This is a genomic window from Mycobacterium angelicum (genome assembly GCF_002086155.1).
GTDB classification, from domain to species: Bacteria; Actinomycetota; Actinomycetes; order Mycobacteriales; family Mycobacteriaceae; genus Mycobacterium; species Mycobacterium angelicum.
Map to the genome: position 1 here is coordinate 96,906 of NZ_MVHE01000014.1, position 16,944 is coordinate 113,849.

The 16,944-nt window shown below is 65.0% G+C and carries 11 protein-coding genes; 9 read left to right on the forward strand and 2 right to left on the reverse strand.

Annotated features, from left to right (window positions below; all coding sequences use genetic code 11):
- Window positions 1-60 precede the first annotated feature (60 nt).
- From BST12_RS12170 to BST12_RS12205, 8 genes are all read left to right on the forward strand, one after another.
- Window positions 61-1,536: a WS/DGAT/MGAT family O-acyltransferase gene (locus BST12_RS12170; RefSeq protein ID WP_083113378.1), complete on the forward strand. Its 1,476-nt coding sequence runs from the start codon at window positions 61-63 to the stop codon at window positions 1,534-1,536.
- Window positions 1,533-3,326, forward strand: coding sequence for an HAD-IB family hydrolase/lysophospholipid acyltransferase family protein (locus tag BST12_RS12175; RefSeq protein ID WP_083113379.1), 1,794 nt, complete (start codon window positions 1,533-1,535; stop codon window positions 3,324-3,326). Before BST12_RS12170 ends, BST12_RS12175 begins: the two co-directional genes overlap by 4 nt.
- Window positions 3,323-5,677, forward strand: a complete 2,355-nt coding sequence (locus BST12_RS12180; protein ID WP_083113380.1) for a glycerol-3-phosphate 1-O-acyltransferase — start codon at window positions 3,323-3,325, stop codon at window positions 5,675-5,677. The genes BST12_RS12175 and BST12_RS12180 overlap by 4 nt, the downstream gene beginning before the upstream one ends.
- Window positions 5,678-5,826: 149 nt before the next feature.
- Complete coding sequence (locus tag BST12_RS12185; protein ID WP_083113381.1) at window positions 5,827-6,342, forward strand: single-stranded DNA-binding protein; 516 nt, start codon at window positions 5,827-5,829, stop codon at window positions 6,340-6,342.
- Between the two features lie 68 nt (window positions 6,343-6,410).
- Entirely contained in the window at window positions 6,411-8,087 is a 1,677-nt protein-coding gene (gene ettA, locus BST12_RS12190) for an energy-dependent translational throttle protein EttA (protein WP_083113382.1), read from the forward strand.
- Between the two features lie 174 nt (window positions 8,088-8,261).
- Complete coding sequence (locus BST12_RS12195) at window positions 8,262-13,091, forward strand: NAD-glutamate dehydrogenase (protein ID WP_083113383.1); 4,830 nt, start codon at window positions 8,262-8,264, stop codon at window positions 13,089-13,091.
- Complete coding sequence (locus BST12_RS12200) at window positions 13,088-13,501, forward strand: acyl-CoA thioesterase (protein WP_083113384.1); 414 nt, start codon at window positions 13,088-13,090, stop codon at window positions 13,499-13,501. The genes BST12_RS12195 and BST12_RS12200 overlap by 4 nt, the downstream gene beginning before the upstream one ends.
- A complete protein-coding gene (locus BST12_RS12205) occupies window positions 13,489-14,151 on the forward strand; it encodes a DUF8010 domain-containing protein (RefSeq protein ID WP_083113385.1) in 663 nt (220 codons plus the stop codon). The genes BST12_RS12200 and BST12_RS12205 overlap by 13 nt, the downstream gene beginning before the upstream one ends.
- Here the strand turns inward: BST12_RS12205 and BST12_RS12210 are convergent.
- Window positions 14,127-15,731, reverse strand: coding sequence for a glycoside hydrolase family 13 protein (locus BST12_RS12210; RefSeq protein ID WP_083113386.1), 1,605 nt, complete (start codon window positions 15,729-15,731; stop codon window positions 14,127-14,129). The genes BST12_RS12205 and BST12_RS12210 overlap by 25 nt on opposite strands.
- Window positions 15,731-16,126 (reverse strand): globin, encoded by a 396-nt coding sequence (locus tag BST12_RS12215; protein WP_083113387.1) that lies wholly within the window; start codon window positions 16,124-16,126, stop codon window positions 15,731-15,733. Before BST12_RS12215 ends, BST12_RS12210 begins: the two co-directional genes overlap by 1 nt.
- A 120-nt stretch (window positions 16,127-16,246) precedes the next feature.
- Here BST12_RS12215 and BST12_RS12220 point away from each other — a divergent pair, with 120 nt between their 5' ends.
- Window positions 16,247-16,894: an HNH endonuclease gene (locus BST12_RS12220; protein WP_083113388.1), complete on the forward strand. Its 648-nt coding sequence runs from the start codon at window positions 16,247-16,249 to the stop codon at window positions 16,892-16,894.
- Window positions 16,895-16,944 lie beyond the last annotated feature (50 nt).

Genomic DNA, 16,944 nt, shown 5'->3' on the forward strand with positions numbered 1-16,944 from the left:
CGGGGCTGAGTCAGGAGGCTTGATCGGCGGTGAGAGGGTTCGCGCGTCGTGCTCGGGGTGATGACCATGGCTGAGTCTGCCGACGGCGTCGGCTTGTCCGACGAACTTGGCCCGGTCGATTATTTGATGCACCGCGGCGAGGCGAATCCGAGGACCCGTTCGGGGATCATGGCGCTCGAACTCCTCGACACCACTCCGGACTGGGACCGTTTCCGGACCCGGTTCGAAAACGCCTCCCGCAAGGTGTTGCGGCTGCGGCAGAAGGTCGTCGTGCCGACGCTGCCGACCGCGGCGCCGCGCTGGGTGGTGGACCCGGACTTCAATCTCGACTTCCACGTCCGCCGGGTACGGGTGTCCGAACCCGGCACGCTGCGCGAAGTATTCGACCTCGCCGAGGTGATCCTGCAGTCACCGTTGGACATATCCCGACCGCTCTGGACGGCCACATTGGTCGAGGGGCTGCCGGACGGCAAGGCTGCCACTCTCCTGCACGTCAGCCACGCGGTCACCGACGGTGTCGGCGGCGTGGAGATGTTCGCAGAGATCTACGACCTGGAGCGGGATCCACCGCTGCGGCCGACGCCGCCGCAACCCATTCCGCAGGATCTGTCGCCCAATGACCTGATGCGCCAAGGCATTAACCACCTGCCGATCGCCATCGTCGGCGGCGTCCTGGGGGCGGTGTCCGGGGCGGTTTCAGCGGCCGGACGCGCGGTTTTCGATCCGGCGGCGACGGTGTCGGGGATCGTGGGCTACGCCCTGTCGAGCATGCGAGTGATGAATCGGGCGGCCGAGCCGTCACCGCTATTGCGCCGGCGTAGTCTGACCACCCGCACCGAGGCCATCGACATTAAGCTGTCCGAGCTGCACAAGGCGGCCAAGGCCGGCGGTGGATCGATCAACGACGCTTACCTCGCGGGCCTGTGCGGCGCACTGCGTCGTTACCACGAGGCGCTCGGCGTGCCGATCAGCACGCTGCCGATGGCGGTGCCGGTGAATCTGCGCGCCGACGCCGACGGCGCCGGCGGGAATCGGTTCACTGGCGTGAACCTGGCGGCACCGATTGGCACCGTCGATCCGGTGGCCCGGATGAAGAAGATCCGGGCCCAGATGACACAGCGCCGCGATGAGCCCGCCATGAACGTCATTGGCTCCATCGCGCCGGTACTGAGCGTCTTGCCGACTGCGGTGCTCGAAGGCATCAGCGGCTCGGTGATCGGCTCGGACGTGCAGGCCAGCAACGTTCCGGTGTATCCGGGAGACACCTTTATCGCGGGTGCAAAGATATTGCGCCAGTATGGAATTGGGCCACTGCCCGGGGTGGCGATGATGGTCGTGCTGATTTCGCGCGGCGGCTACTGCACCGTCACCGTCCGTTACGACCGGGCTTCGGTGCGCAACGATGAATTGTTCGCCCGGTGTCTACTGGAGGGTTTCGACGAAATCCTGGCACTTGCCGGTGACCCGGCACCGCGTGCCGTGCCGGCTTCCTTCACGTCGGATGACTCGGCGTCCCGATCGGTGTCGGGCTCATGACCTCCGCTGACGAGCAGCGCGCCAAGCCGTCGATGGATCTGCGGTTACCCGGTTCGGTGGCCGAGATCATGGCCAGCCCACCCGGGCCCAAGGTCGGCGCGTTCTTCGACCTGGACGGGACCTTGGTGGCGGGGTTCACGGCGGTCATCCTCACCCAGGAGCGGCTGCGGCGCCGGGACATGGGCGTGGGGGAGCTGCTCAGCATGGTTCAGGCCGGTCTGAACCACACGCTTGGGCGCATCGAGTTCGAGGACCTGATCGGCAAGGCGTCCTCGGCGCTGCGCGGACGGTTGTTGACCGACTTGGAGGAGATCGGCGAGCGGCTGTTTGCCCAGCGGATCGAGTCCCGCATTTACCCGGAGATGCGAGAGTTGGTGCGGGCGCACGTCGCTCGCGGCCACACGGTCGTGCTCAGCTCGTCGGCGCTGACCATTCAGGTTGGGCCGGTGGCGCGCTTCTTGGGCATCACCAACATGCTGACCAACAAGTTCGAGACCAACGAAGACGGGTTGCTCACCGGTGGTGTCGTCAAGCCGATCTTGTGGGGGCCGGGCAAAGCCTCTGCGGTACAACGCTTCGCGGCCGAACATGGGATCGACCTGAAGGACAGTTACTTCTATGCCGACGGGGATGAGGACGTCGCGCTGATGTATCTGGTCGGCAATCCGCGCCCGACCAATCCCGAAGGCAAAATGGCCGCCGTCGCCAAGCGTCGTGGCTGGCCGATCCTGAAGTTCAACAGCCGTGGCGGCGTGGGCCTGCGGCGGCAGTTGCGCACACTGGCCGGCTTCAGCACCATGTTTCCCGTCGCCGCCGGTGCGGTAGGGATCGGCGTGCTGACCGGCAGCCGCCGGCGTGGCGTGAACTTCTTCACCTCGACGTTCTCTCAGCTGTTGCTGGCGACCAGCGGAGTGCACCTGAACGTCATCGGCAGCGAGAATCTGACCGCGCAGCGTCCGGCCGTCTTCCTTTTCAATCACCGCAACCAGGTTGACCCGGTGATCGCCGGAGCGTTGGTGCGCGACAACTGGGTTGGCGTGGGCAAGAAGGAGCTGCAGAACGACCCGATCATGGGCACGCTCGGCAAGGTGCTCGACGGCGTGTTCGTAGATCGCGACGATCCGGTTGCCGCGGTGGAGACGCTGCACACCGTCGAAGAGCGCGCCAAGAACGGATTGTCGATCGTGATCGCGCCCGAAGGCACTCGATTGGACACCACCGAAGTCGGCCCATTCAAGAAGGGGCCCTTCCGCATTGCGATGGCGGTGGGGATTCCGATCGTGCCCATCGTGATCCGTAACGCCGAGATCGTCGCCTCTCGAAACTCGACCACGATCAACCCCGGCACCGTGGATGTGGCTGTGTTTCCGCCGATTTCGGTCGACGACTGGACCCTCGAGACGTTGCCGGATCGCATCGCCGAAGTGCGCCAATTGTATTTGGACACGCTGCGCGATTGGCCGGTCGATGAGTTGCCGGAAGTCGACCTGTACGCGGAGAAGAAAGCGGCGAGTAGAGCACGGGCAGCGAAATCCCCTGCTAAGAAAGCACAGCCGAAGGCGGCGTCGAAAGCCACCGCGAAAAAGACTGCGAGCCCGGCAAAGAAGGCCGTCAAGAAGACGGCCGCTAAGGCGCCCGCGAAGAAAGTCGCGAAGAAGGCCGCGAAAAAGGCAGCGCCGGTGGCGAATCCGAACGAGTCGCAGGTGGCGCTCAAAGACGGTGCGGCGCAACAGCCCGTCGTCAACAGCGCAGATGCCACCGAAACTGCTAGGCCCCAAGGACGGTCGTGACCAAACCGGCCGCCGATACCAGCGCGGTCCTCACCGCCGAAGACTCGCTGGTCCTTGCGTCCATGGAAACTCCCGTCGAGATGCAATTGATCATGGATTGGCTGGGTCAGCAGCGCGCCCGCAATCCGGAGTCGAAATTCGACATATTGAAGCTGCCGCTGAGCAGTGCACCGCCGACGGCGTTGACCGCGTTGGTCGAACAGCTCGAGTCGGGCGAGGATCGCTCGATTGTGCCGGTGCGGGTTTTCTGGTTGCCGCCGGCGGACCGCTCCAGGGCAGAGAAGGTCGCCGCGCTGCTACCCGGGCGAGATCCCTACCACCCCAACCAACGTCAGCAGCGTCGCATCCTGCGCACCGACCCGCGGCGCGCTCGGGTAGTGGCCGGCGAGTCGGCCTGGGTGTCCGAACTTCGCCAACAGTGGCACGACACTACAGTCGCGGAAAACACGCGCGATTTCGCCCAGTTCGTCACCCGTCGGGCGTTGCTTGCGCTGGCACGCGCCGAATACCGGATTCTTGGACCGCAATACAAGTCGCCTCGGCTGGTGAAGCCGGAGATGTTGGCATCAACGCGATTTCGTACCGGCCTCAAACAGATTCCCAACGCCACCGTTGAACAAGCCGGCAAGATGCTCGACGAGCTGGCGACCGGATGGAGTCAGGTCTCCGTCGACGTAATCTCGGTCCTGGGACGGATGCTCAGCCGCGGATTCGATCCGGAGATCGACTACGACGAGTACCAGGTTGCGGCCATGCGCGCTGCGCTGGAAACACATCCGGCAGTATTGCTGTTCTCGCACCGGTCCTATATCGACGGCGCGGTGGTGCCGGTCGCGATGCAGGAGAACAGGCTGCCGCCGGTACACATGTTCGGCGGCATCAACCTGTCATTCGGCGTCATGGGACCGCTGATGCGGCGGTCGGGGACTATCTTCATCCGGCGCAACATCGGCGACGACCCGCTATACAAATACGTACTCAAGGAATACGTCGGCTATATCGTCGAAAAGCGGTTCAACCTGAGCTGGTCCATCGAAGGCACCCGCTCACGCACCGGAAAGATGTTGCCGCCCAAGCTCGGATTGATGAGCTACGTCGCCGATGCGTACCTGGACGGCCGTAGCGACGACATCTTGCTGCAAGGTGTCTCGATCTGTTTCGACCAGCTACATGAGGTCGCCGAGTACGCCGCCTATGCACAGGGCGCCGAGAAAACCCCCGAAGGGTTCAGCTGGCTGTACAACTTCATCAAAGCGCAAGGCGAACGCAACTACGGCAAGATCTATGTCCGCTTCCCCGAAGCGGTTTCGATGCGCGAGTACCTTGGCCCGCCGCAAGGCCCGTTGGCGCAGGACCGGGATGCCAAACGCCTTGCGCTGCAGAAGATGTCGTTCGAAGTCGCGTGGCGGATTCTACAGTCCACACCCGTGACGGCAACGGGCTTGGTTTCTGCGTTGCTGCTCACTACGGGTGGGTTGGCGTTGACGCTGGGCCAGTTGCACCACACGTTGCAGGACTCCCTTGACTATCTCGACCGCAAGCAAACCCCGGTGTCCACCAGTGCATTACGGCTGCGCTCCCGCGAAGGTGTACGCGCAGCGGTGGATGCGTTGTCCAATGCTCACCCGGTCACTCGTGTCGACAGCGGGCGCGAGCCGGTATGGTACATCGCTCCCGACGATGAACATGCCGCGGCGTTCTATCGCAACTCGGTGATTCATGCGTTCCTGGAGACCTCCATCGTCGAACTCGCGCTGGCGCACGCCCGCCACACCGACGGCGATCATGTGGCGGCCTTCTGGGACCAGGCGATGCGGCTGCGCGATCTGCTCAAGTTCGATTTCTATTTCGCCGATTCGGCGGCCTTCCGGGCAAACATCGCCGAAGAGATGGCGTGGCAAAAGGATTGGGAGACAAGCCTTGCCGCCGGTGGCGACGAGATCGACGCGATGCTGTACGCCAAGCGGCCGTTGATGTCCGGGGCGATGTTGCGGGTGTTCTTCGAAGCCTATGAGATCGTTGCCGACGTCCTGCGTGATGCCCCGGCTGATATCGGTCAAAAGGAGCTGACGGATCTGGCGCTCGGGGTCGGCCGCCAGTATGTGGCGCAGGGCCGGGTCCGCAGTAGCGAGTCGGTATCGACACTGCTGTTCGCCACCGCGCGCCAGGTCGTCGTCGATCAGGATCTGATCGCGCCGGCCGCAGACTTGGCCGAGCGTCGCGCCGCCTTCCGCAACGAATTGCGGGATATCCTGCGAGATTTCGACTACGTCGGGAAAGTTGCGCGCAATCAGTTCGTCGCTCGCGAGTTCAGAGCGCGTCACGGGCGGGAAGTAAGCCAACCCCAGTAGGGCGTACGGCAGCACGGCGATTATCCACAGTCGCGCCTTTATCCACAGCCTGGCCTCGCCACGGCCCGTCGCCGGGTCGGTTCGTCAGTGGCCCGGGGCTGAATGGCAGCAAGCCAGAGGGCCAATTCAGGGAAAGGAATCTTGAGCAAATGTTTGAAACGCCGTTGACCGTCATCGGTCACATCGTCAATGACCCCCAGCGCCGCACGGTCGGCAACCAGGATCTGATCAAGTTTCGGGTGGCCAGCAATTCGCGGCGCCGGACCGCCGACGGCGGATGGGAACCGGGGAACTCGCTGTTCATCACCGTCAACTGCTGGGGACGGCTGGTCGGCGGCGTGGGTGCGGCGTTGAGCAAGGGCGCGCCGGTGATCGTCACGGGCCACGTGTACACCAGCGAATACGAGGACCGCGACGGCAACCGCCGTTCGTCGCTGGAGATGCGTGCGATCTCAGTCGGACCGGATCTGTCGCGGGTGTTCGTGCGCATCGAGAAGCCGAGCTACACCGGTCCCCACCCGTCGGACGCGCCGCAGCCGGTAACAGCCGAGCTGTCCGAGGAGGGTACCTCCGGCCAGGATGGGCCCGCCGGGGCTGACTCGGAGCCGGATCCGACGGCCGGCGAGCCCACTGCCGGCTACACCGCGTTGCCACTCTCGGCCTAGCGTTGCCGGCCGGTGCCTAGGATGGTCGGCGGAATATTTCCGATAGACCAGAAAGGCAATACCGCGCAATGGCTGAGTTCATCTACACGATGAAGAAGGTCCGCAAGGCGCACGGCGACAAGGTGATCCTTGACGATGTCACGTTGAGCTTCTACCCAGGAGCCAAGATCGGCGTCGTAGGCCCGAATGGGGCTGGTAAGTCGAGCGTCTTGCGGATCATGGCCGGTCTGGACAAGCCGAACAACGGCGACGCCTTCCTGGCCAACGGAGCGAGCGTCGGCATCCTGCAACAGGAGCCGCCGCTCAACGAGGAGAAGACGGTTCGGGGCAACGTCGAAGAGGGCATGGGTGACATCAAGGTCAAGCTCGACCGCTTCAACGAGGTCGCCGAGTTGATGGCTACCGACTACTCCGACGAGTTGATGGAGGAGATGGGCCGGCTGCAGGAGGACCTGGACCACGCCGACGCGTGGGACCTGGATTCGCAGCTGGAACAGGCCATGGATGCACTGCGCTGCCCGCCACCCGACGAGCCGGTGACCAACTTGTCCGGGGGTGAGCGTCGCCGGGTTGCCTTGTGCAAGCTGCTGCTGTCCAAACCCGACTTGCTGCTGCTCGACGAGCCGACCAACCACCTGGACGCCGAAAGCGTGCAGTGGCTCGAACAGCATCTCGCCAGCTACGCCGGGGCGATACTTGCGGTCACCCACGACCGCTACTTCCTGGATAACGTCGCGCAGTGGATTCTGGAACTCGACCGTGGCCGCGCCTACCCATACGAGGGCAACTACTCGACCTACCTGGAGAAAAAGGCCGAGCGGATCGCGGTGCAGGGCCGCAAGGACGCCAAGCTGCAGAAGCGGTTGCAAGACGAGCTGGCCTGGGTTCGGTCGGGCGCCAAAGCGCGTCAGGCCAAGAGCAAGGCGAGGCTGCAGCGGTATGAGGAGATGGCCGCCGAGGCGGAGAAGTCGCGCAAGCTCGACTTCGAGGAAATTCAGATTCCGGTTGGGCCGCGCTTGGGCTCGGTGGTCGTGGAGGTTGAACACCTGGACAAGGGCTTCGAAGGCCGCACCCTGATCAAGGATCTGTCCTTCACCCTGCCCCGCAACGGCATCGTTGGCGTCATCGGCCCCAACGGCGTCGGCAAGACGACGCTGTTCAAAACGATCGTCGGCCTCGAGGCGCCGGACAGCGGCACGGTCAAGGTCGGCGAGACGGTGAAGCTGAGTTACGTAGACCAGACCCGCGCCGGCATCGATCCGAAGAAGACGGTGTGGGAGGTCGTCTCGGACGGGCTGGACTACATCCAGGTCGGACAGACCGAAGTGCCGTCGCGAGCGTACGTGTCGGCGTTCGGGTTCAAGGGGCCCGACCAGCAGAAGCCGGCGGGTGTGCTGTCCGGTGGCGAACGGAACCGGCTGAACCTCGCATTGACGCTCAAGCAGGGCGGCAACCTGATCCTGCTGGACGAGCCGACCAACGACCTGGACGTCGAGACCCTGAGCTCGCTCGAGAATGCCCTGGTTAACTTCCCCGGTTGCGCGGTGGTCATTTCGCACGACCGCTGGTTCCTGGACCGGACTTGCACGCACATCCTGGCGTGGGAGGGCGATGACGACAACGAGGCGAAGTGGTTCTGGTTCGAGGGCAATTTCGGTGCCTATGAGGAGAACAAAGTGGAACGGCTTGGTATCGAAGCCGCGCGTCCGCACCGAGTGACCCATCGCAGGCTGACACGGGACTAATGTCAGGTTCGGCACGCGCCGCGACGATGCGGCCGGAACGGCCGCTGAGGAGCGGGGCAATTGGGGCACGCGCCGCGACGATGCGGCCGGAACGGCCGCTGAGGAGCGGGGCAATGGGACCACAGCGATCATGAGCACCGAGCTGGTATCCGTCGTGAGTTGGGAGCAGTTCGCATGACGATCGATCCCGGAGCAAAGCAGGACGTCGAGGCGTGGTCCACGCTGGCCGACAGTTCCGACATTCCCACTTGGGTCTCGCAGGCCTACCTGGACAGTTGTAGCGGCCCGGACTGCGACGGCGCTCGACCCGCGAAAGCCGAATCCCTGGTAACGCCCGCCAAGCTCAGCGCGCACTATCAGCTGGCCAGCTGCCGCCCGGCCGGTGATAGCTGTGTGTGCATCTACCGGCCCGACGACGCGACGGGATGCGGGCCCTCGCTGCAGGTGGTGACCGACCACGGCAGCATGCTGCTGGATTCGGTCACGGTGCTGCTGCATCGGCTCGGCGTGGACTACACAGCGATCATGACTCCGGTGTTCGATGTCCAGCGCGACCCGGACGGCGAATTGCTGCGCGTCGAACGCAAAGCCGACAAATCATCGCCCTACGCCGGCGAGGCCTGGATAGACGTCCAGCTCTCACCGTCGGTCGACAGCAAGGCCCTTGCCGAGGTCGAACGGTTGCTGCCCAAAGTGTTGGCCGACGTCCAGCGGGTCGCCACCGACGCGGGAACGATGATCGACACCTTGGCCGATTTGGCCGCAGAAATCGACAACGATCCCGACGGCCACTACTCGGCGCCCGACCGGCAGGAAGTCGCCGCGTTGCTGCGCTGGCTGGGCAACGGTAACTTCCTGCTGCTGGGCTACCAGCCCTGCCGGGTCCAAAACGGTCTGGTCCTGGGCGACGGCTCGAGCGGGTTGGGTGTGTTGCGCGCGCGCTCCGGCACCCGTCCCCGGCTGACCGACGACGGCAAGTTGCTGGTGTTGGCCCAGGCCGCGGTGGGCAGTTACCTGCGCTACGGCGCCTACCCGTATGCCATCGCGGTGCGCGAATACCTCGACGGCGGCAACAGCGTCATCGAGCACCGCTTCGTCGGGCTCTTCACCGTTTCCGCGATGAACGCCGATGTCCTGGAAATCCCGGCGATCTCGCGCCGGGTTCGGGAAGCACTCGAATTGGCCGGCAGTGACCCCAGCCACCCCGGTCAGCTGCTGCTCGACGTCATTCAAACCGTCCCGCGCCCAGAGCTTTTCACGCTGAGCGCCGAACGCTTGTTGTCGATGGCCAAAGCCGTGGTCGATCTGGGCTCCCAACGCCGCGCACTGCTGTTCCTGCGCGCCGACCGGCTGCAATTCTTCGTTTCCTGCCTGGTCTATGTGCCCCGCGATCGCTACACCACGGCCGTGCGCTTGCAGATCGAGGACATCCTGGTCCGCGAGTTCGGCGGGACGCGACTGGAATTCACCGCCCGGGTCAGTGAATCCCCTTGGGCTCTCATGCATTTCATGGTGCGCCTGCCCACCGAGGATACGACTTTGGCGCCGGTCGACATCTCCGAAGACAACCGGATAAGAATCCAGGGGCTCCTGAGCGAAGCCGCGCGAACCTGGGCCGACCGGCTGATCGGCGCCACCGCCAGTGGCAGGGTCAGCCGCGCCGATGCCGAGCACTACGCGGCCGCGTTCTCCGAGGCCTACAAGCAGGCCGTCACCCCGGACGATGCCGTCGGCGACATCGCGATCATCAACGGACTCACCGATGACTCGGTCAAACTGGTGTTCTCCGAGCGCGACGAGCAAGGAGTCGCGCAGCTCACCTGGTTCCTGGGTGGCCGCAGCGCATCGTTGAGTCAACTGTTGCCGATGCTGCAAAGCATGGGCGTCGTGGTGCTCGAAGAGCGTCCCTTCACAGTCGACCGCCCCGACGGCCTGCCGGTGTGGATCTACCAATTCAGGATCTCCCCCCACCCCACCATCCCGCTTGCCCAGACCGACGCCGAGCGCGAAGCGGGAGCGCAGCGATTCGCCGACGCGGTCACCGCGATCTGGCAGGGCCGCGTCGAGGTGGACCGGTTCAACGAGCTGGTCATGCGCGCCGGCCTGAACTGGCAGCAGGTCGTGCTGCTGCGCGCCTACGCCAAGTACTTGCGGCAGGCGGGCTTTCCGTACAGCCAGTCCTACATCGAATCGGTGCTCAACGAGCATGCCTCCACCGCACGGTCACTGGTCACGCTGTTCGAAGCGCTCTTCGATCCGCGGCCGGCGGGTTCACCGGTCAGCCGTGACGCCCAAGCGGCCGCAGCGGCCGTCGCGGCCGACATCGATGCCCTGGTGAGCTTGGACACCGACCGCATCCTGCGTGCCTTCGCTTCCCTGGTTCAGGCCACGTTGCGCACCAATTACTTTGTGACGCGCAAAGATTCGGCGCGGAGCCGCGATGCCTTAGTGGTCAAACTCAACGCGCAGCTGATCGACGAGTTGCCGCTGCCGCGGCCCAAGTTCGAAATCTTCGTGTACTCCCCGCGAGTCGAAGGCGTGCACCTCAGATTCGGTCCGGTGGCACGCGGCGGCTTGCGCTGGTCGGATCGCCGCGACGATTTCCGCACCGAGATCCTCGGTCTGGTCAAGGCGCAAGCGGTCAAGAACGCCGTCATCGTGCCGGTGGGCGCCAAGGGCGGCTTCGTCGTCAAGCGGCCGCCGCTGCCCACCGGCGACCCGGGCGCCGACCGCGAGGCCACCCGCGCCGAAGGCGTCGCCTGCTATCAGCTGTTCATCTCCGGCTTGCTCGACGTCACCGACAACGTCGACAAGGCGACCGGAAAGGTCACCCCACCACCGGAAGTGCTGCGTCGTGACGGCGACGACGCCTATCTGGTGGTTGCCGCGGACAAGGGCACCGCCACGTTCTCCGACATCGCCAACGACGTCGCCAAGTCCTACGGGTTCTGGCTGGGTGACGCTTTCGCCTCCGGCGGATCGGTGGGCTACGACCACAAGGCCATGGGAATCACCGCCAAGGGTGCCTGGGAGGCCGTCAAGCGGCACTTCCGCGAGATCGGGGTCGACACCCAGACCGAGGATTTCACCGTCGTGGGTGTCGGCGATATGAGCGGCGACGTATTCGGCAACGGCATGTTGCTGAGCAAACACATCAGGCTTATCGCCGCGTTCGATCACCGGCACATCTTCCTCGACCCGAATCCCGATGCCGCGGTTTCCTGGGACGAGCGCCGGCGGATGTTCGAGCTGCCCCGGTCCAGTTGGGACGACTACGACAAATCGCTGATCAGTGCCGGCGGCGGCGTCTACAGCCGCGAGCACAAGGCCATTCCCATCAGCGAGCAGGTGCGGGCCGCGCTGCGCATCGACGGCGAGGCCGAGGAAATGTCGCCGCCCAACCTGATGCGCGCGATTCTGCAGGCGCCGGTGGATCTGCTGTTCAACGGTGGCATCGGCACATACATCAAGGCCGAATCCGAATCGGACGCCGATGTGGGGGACCGGGCCAACGATCCGGTGCGGGTCAACGCAAACCAGGTGCGCGCCAAGGTCATCGGCGAAGGCGGCAATCTGGGAGTCACCGCGCTGGGCCGGGTGGAATTCGACCTGTCGGGCGGCCGGATCAACACCGACGCCATGGACAACTCCGCCGGCGTGGACTGCTCTGACCACGAGGTCAACATCAAGATTCTGATCGACTCGCTGGTCACCGCCGGCAAGGTCAAGGTCGAGGAGCGCAGTGCGCTGCTGGAGTCGATGACCGACGAGGTCGCGCAGCTGGTGCTCACCGACAACGAAGACCAGAACGACCTGATGGGCACCAGCCGCGCCAACGCCGCCAGCCTGCTGCCGGTGCACGCCGACCAGATCAAATACCTGGTGGCCGAGCGCGGAGTCAACCGCGAACTGGAAGCCCTGCCGTCGGAAAAAGAGATCCTGCGGCGCTCCGAGATCGGCATCGGGCTCACCTCGCCGGAGTTGGCGACTTTGATGGCACACGTGAAGCTGGCCCTCAAAGAAGAAGTGTTGAAGACGGAGCTGCCCGATCAGGACGTCTTCGCGTCCCGGCTGCCGCAATACTTCCCCAAGCCACTGCGCGATCGGTTCACTCCGGAAATCCGTTCCCACCAGCTGCGTCGCGAGATCGTCACCACCATGCTGATCAATGATCTGGTGGACACCGGCGGCATCAGCTACGCCTTCCGGATCGCCGAGGATGTCGGTGTCCGGCCGATTGACGCGGTGCGCACGTATGCCGCGACCGACGCCATCTTCGGTGTGGGTCATATCTGGCGGCGGATCCGCGCGCAGAATCTGCCGGTCGCGCTATCGGACCGGTTGACCCTGGACACCCGGCGGCTGATCGACCGCGCCGGACGCTGGCTGCTCAACTATCGTCCGCAGCCGCTGGCCGTCGGCGCCGAGATCAACCGATTCGCCGCGAAGGTCAAGGCGCTGACGCCGCGCATGTCGGAGTGGTTGCGCGGTGACGACAAGGCGATCGTGGAAAAGGAAGCCGGAGAATTCATTTCGCAGGGCGCACCGGAGGATTTGGCCTACCGGGTCGCGGCCGGGCTCTACCGCTATAGCCTGCTCGACATCATCGACGTCGCCGACATCACCGAGATCGACACCGCCGAAGTGGCCGACACGTATTTCGCGTTGATGGATCGACTCGGCACCGACGCGCTGCTGACCGCGGTGTCCGGGCTCGCCCGCACCGACCGCTGGCATTCCCTGGCGCGCCTGGCAATTCGGGACGACATCTACGCATCGTTACGGTCGCTGTGTTTCGACGTGCTGGCCGTCGGCGAGCCTGACGAGAGTGGCGAGCAGAAGATCGCCGAGTGGGAACACATCAGCGCATCCCGGGTGGAGCGGGCCCGCCGAACCCTCAACGAGATCCGGGAAAGCGGCACAATGGATCTCGCGACGTTGTCGGTGGCCGCCCGCCAGATCCGCCGGATGACGCGGACCAGCGGACGGGGATCGTCAGGGTGAGCAACGGGTTCGTCGCGGCAGTGCCGGTGCGCTGGTCCGACATCGACATGTACCAGCACGTCAACCACGCCACCATGGTCACCATCCTCGAAGAGGCGCGTGTCCCGTTCCTCAGAGAGCCGTTCGGTGCGGACATCACCACCATCGGCCTGCTGATCGCCGACGTCCGGGTCACCTACAAGGACCAGTTACGGCTGGCCGATTCTCCGCTGCAGGTCACGATGTGGACCAAGCGGCTGCGGGCGGTGGACTTCACCCTCGGCTACGAAGTGCGTTCGGTGAACGCCGATCCGGACTCCAAACCGGCCGTCATCGCCGAATCGCAGTTGGCCGCGGTACATATCGAGGAGCAGCGACTGGTGCGCTTGTCGTCACACCACCGGGAGTATTTGCAGCGGTGGATTCGGTAGCCGAGCGCGGTTTGTGGCTGGGGGATCCGGCCCACCGCAAAGATCTGGCCACATTCGTGGATCATGCTGTGCGGCTGGACGATTCGGCCATCATCCGGCTCCGCCGGCGTTCGGACGGATTGCTGACGGCCTGGGTGGCAACGGGTTTCGATGTGCTGGCCAGCCGAGTGGTGGCTGGCAGCGTGCGTCCCGGCGACATGTCGGTCGGGGCGGACGCGCTGGCGCGGGGGCTGGCCGCAATGGACAGTTCGGGTTTCATCGATCCCGGCTACTCGATGGACTCGGCGTGGCGTGGCGCCTTGCCGCCGGAATCAGGCTTCACCCACCTCGACGACGTGCCGGCCGGCGTGGTCGTCGACCTGGCGCAGCGCGGCGCGCAGCTGGCAAAGGAACACACCGGTTCGCATGGTCCGCCCGTTTCATTGCTCGACCAGGAGGTCATCGAGGTCAGTTCCGCCGACATCACTGTAGGGCTGCCCATGCGTTGCGTATTCGCCTTGACCGCAATGGGTTTCGTGCCTCAGTCGGCTGAGGAGATCGCCACCGACGAGATGATCCGCATTCGGATTCTGCCGGCGTGGTTACGGGTCGACGCACGCTACGGCTCGGTGTACCGCCGGCGCGGTCAGCTGGGGCTGGTGTTGCGCTGAGGCACCAGCCAGGCCGCGCTGTCTGGCGCCAAATTGCCGTTGGTCAACGGATCGCTGGCCAAGAGCAGCTCACCTGCCGGCAGCGCCATAGGTCGTAGGCCCGCGTTCAGCGCGCAAACCAACCCGCCACCGCCACGCCGAAAAATCAGGGCGTCGTCGTTCGCGGACAGCCAATCGATCTCGCTGCCATCGAACTCCGCACGCTCCCTGCGTAATCGGAGTGCACGCCGGAAGAAGGTCAGCATCGAGTCGGGGTCGTCGAGCTGCTTCTCGACGGTCAGCGCCTTCCAGTCAGCGGGCATCGGTAACCAGGTCTGAGCACAGGTGGAGAACCCGAACGGGGGAGTATCGCCGGACCACGGGAGCGGAACCCGGCACCGGTCACGGCCGCGTTCGGTATGTCCGGAGCGTTCCCAGGTGGGGTCCTGCAGCACCTCGTCGGGCAGGTCTACGTCGGGCAATCCGAGCTCTTGGCCGTTGTAGATGAACACCGCACCGGGCAGGGCCAGCATCAGCATCGCCATGGCCCGCGCCCGGCGTAGGCCGACTTCACCGTCGCCGTAGCGGGTCACTTCCCGGCCGACATCGTGGTTGGCCAGCGTCCAGGTCGGGGTGGCGTCTTCCAGTGCCGCGGCTTCCAGGGAGTTCTGTACGGCGTCGTGGATTTCGGCGGCATCGAAATCGGTGCGGGCCAACCGGAAGTTGAAGCCCAGATGCAGTTCGTCGGGCCGCACGTATTCGGCCCAGCGGGCGTTGTCGGTCACCCACACCTCCCCGACGGTTACCGCCCCGGGATAGTCGTCGATCACCGCCCGGATGTCGCGGTGTATCGCATGCACGTGCGGGCGGTTGAAGCGCGGGTCATCGTCGGTGTGGCGCAAGACCTCGCTCATGTCGTGGCTGTCCGGTAGCCCCGGCGGCTTGGCCATGCCGTGCGCCACGTCGATGCGGAAGCCGTCCACGCCGCGTTCCAGCCAGAACCGCAGCGTCTTCTCGAAGTCGTCGAAGACTTCGGTGTTGTCCCAATTCAGGTCGGGCTGTTCGGCATCGAAGAGGTGCAGATACCACTGGCCGGGGCTGCCGTCGGGTTCGGCCACCCGCGTCCAGGCCGGCCCGCCGAACACCGATTCCCAGTTGTTCGGCGGCAGTAGCCCGCCGGGGCCGCGGCCGTCGCGAAAGAAATAGCGGTCGCGTGCCTCGGTGCCCGGCCCGGCCGCCAGCGCCGCCTGAAACCAGGGGTGCGCCGAACTGGTGTGATTGGGCACCACATCCATGGTGACCTTGATGCCTCGCCGGTGCGCGGCCGCGATGAGCCGCTCGAAGGCGGCCATTCCGCCGAACAGTGGGTCGATGTCGCGAGGATCTGCCACGTCGTACCCGTGATCGGCCATCGGCGAGACGGTGACCGGATTGATCCAGATGGCGTCGATGCCGAGACGGACCAGGTGGTCCAGCCGCGCCGCCAGGCCGTCCAGGTCACCCACACCATCACCGTTGCTGTCGGCGAACGACCGCGGATAAACCTGGTAGAAGACCGCGGACTGCCACCACGAGCCGGGCTGCGCCCCTTGATCACCCATCAAAACGCGGAGTTGACGAGGGAGTGGGCGGCCATTTCGAGATAGTTGAGCAGCGTGCGGCGGTGTTCGTCGTCAAGGGTTTGAGCGTCGATCGAGGCTACCGCGGTGTGCATGCACCGCAACCAGGCGTCGCGCTCGATTGGGGTGATCCGAAAGGGGACGTGTCGCATCCGCAGCCGGGGATGGCCGCGCTGGTCCGAATACGTTCGCGGGCCGCCCCAGTACTGCTCCAGGAACATGCGTAACCGCACTTCGGCGCCCGTCAGGTCCTCCTCGGGGTACAGGGGACGCAGTATTTCGTCGTCGGCCACTTGCTGGTAAAAGCGCGAGACGATGGCGTGGAAGGTATCGGCGCCGCCGATCGCGTCATAGAACGATTCCGTTGTTTGATCCATCGTCTTCCATTGTGGGCCACCGCTGAGAGTTCCTAGGTGTTCACCGGATCGACACGGCGCGCGCGAGGCAATTGGCGTGCAGTCAGCAGCAAATCATGGTGGACTGTCCGCGGAGGATTTATGGCGCAGCGCAAGAAACGCCGCAGCCACCGCAGTTCCGGTGCCGCGGCAGGCGTAACCGGGCCCGCAGCCGCGTCATGCCTGCATAGCGTCGAGACTCACCCGCCCGCCCGCCTCGAAAGCGCATCGATCTGGAATCGCCGGCGGGTGCTGCTGCTGAATTCCACGTATGAGCCGCTCACCGCATTGCCACTGCGCCGCGCGATCGTCATGTTGATCTGCGGTAAGGCCGACGTGGTGCACGACGATCCGGCTGGACCCCTGATCCACTCGGCGACCAGGTCGATCGTTGTGCCGTCGGTGATTCAGCTACGCACCTATGTGCGAGTTCCCTACCGGGCCCGGGTCCCTATGACCCGGGCCGCATTAATGCACCGCGACCGGTTCTGCTGCGCCTACTGCGGAGCGAAGGCCGACACCGTCGACCACGTGGTACCGCGCAGCCGCGGTGGCGACCACTCGTGGGAGAACTGCGTCGCCTGCTGCTCGGCATGCAACCACCGCAAGGGCGACCGCCTGCTCGCCGAGCTCGGCTGGGTATTGCGCCGCGCGCCGCTGCCACCGACCGGCCAGCACTGGCGATTGCTGTCGACGGTCAAGGAGTTGGACCCCTCCTGGGCACGCTATCTTGGCGAAGGCGCGGCCTAAGAGTTGATTCATAAGTCGGCTGGTGGGGACTGTTGAATCGTTGGGTTTGT

Excerpts from the sequence above, each read along its gene's own strand:
- BST12_RS12170 (WP_083113378.1), top strand. The coding sequence starts at position 61 with ATGACCATGGCTGAGTCTGCCGACGGCGTCGGCTTGTCCGACGAACTT.
- BST12_RS12175 (WP_083113379.1), top strand. The coding sequence starts at position 1,533 with ATGACCTCCGCTGACGAGCAGCGCGCCAAGCCGTCGATGGATCTGCGG.
- BST12_RS12185 (WP_083113381.1), top strand. The coding sequence starts at position 5,827 with ATGTTTGAAACGCCGTTGACCGTCATCGGTCACATCGTCAATGACCCC.
- ettA (WP_083113382.1), top strand. The coding sequence starts at position 6,411 with ATGGCTGAGTTCATCTACACGATGAAGAAGGTCCGCAAGGCGCACGGC.
- BST12_RS12195 (WP_083113383.1), top strand. The coding sequence starts at position 8,262 with ATGACGATCGATCCCGGAGCAAAGCAGGACGTCGAGGCGTGGTCCACG.
- BST12_RS12210 (WP_083113386.1), bottom strand. The coding sequence starts at position 15,731 with ATGGGTGATCAAGGGGCGCAGCCCGGCTCGTGGTGGCAGTCCGCGGTC.
- BST12_RS12215 (WP_083113387.1), bottom strand. The coding sequence starts at position 16,126 with ATGGATCAAACAACGGAATCGTTCTATGACGCGATCGGCGGCGCCGAT.
- BST12_RS12220 (WP_083113388.1), top strand. The coding sequence starts at position 16,247 with ATGGCGCAGCGCAAGAAACGCCGCAGCCACCGCAGTTCCGGTGCCGCG.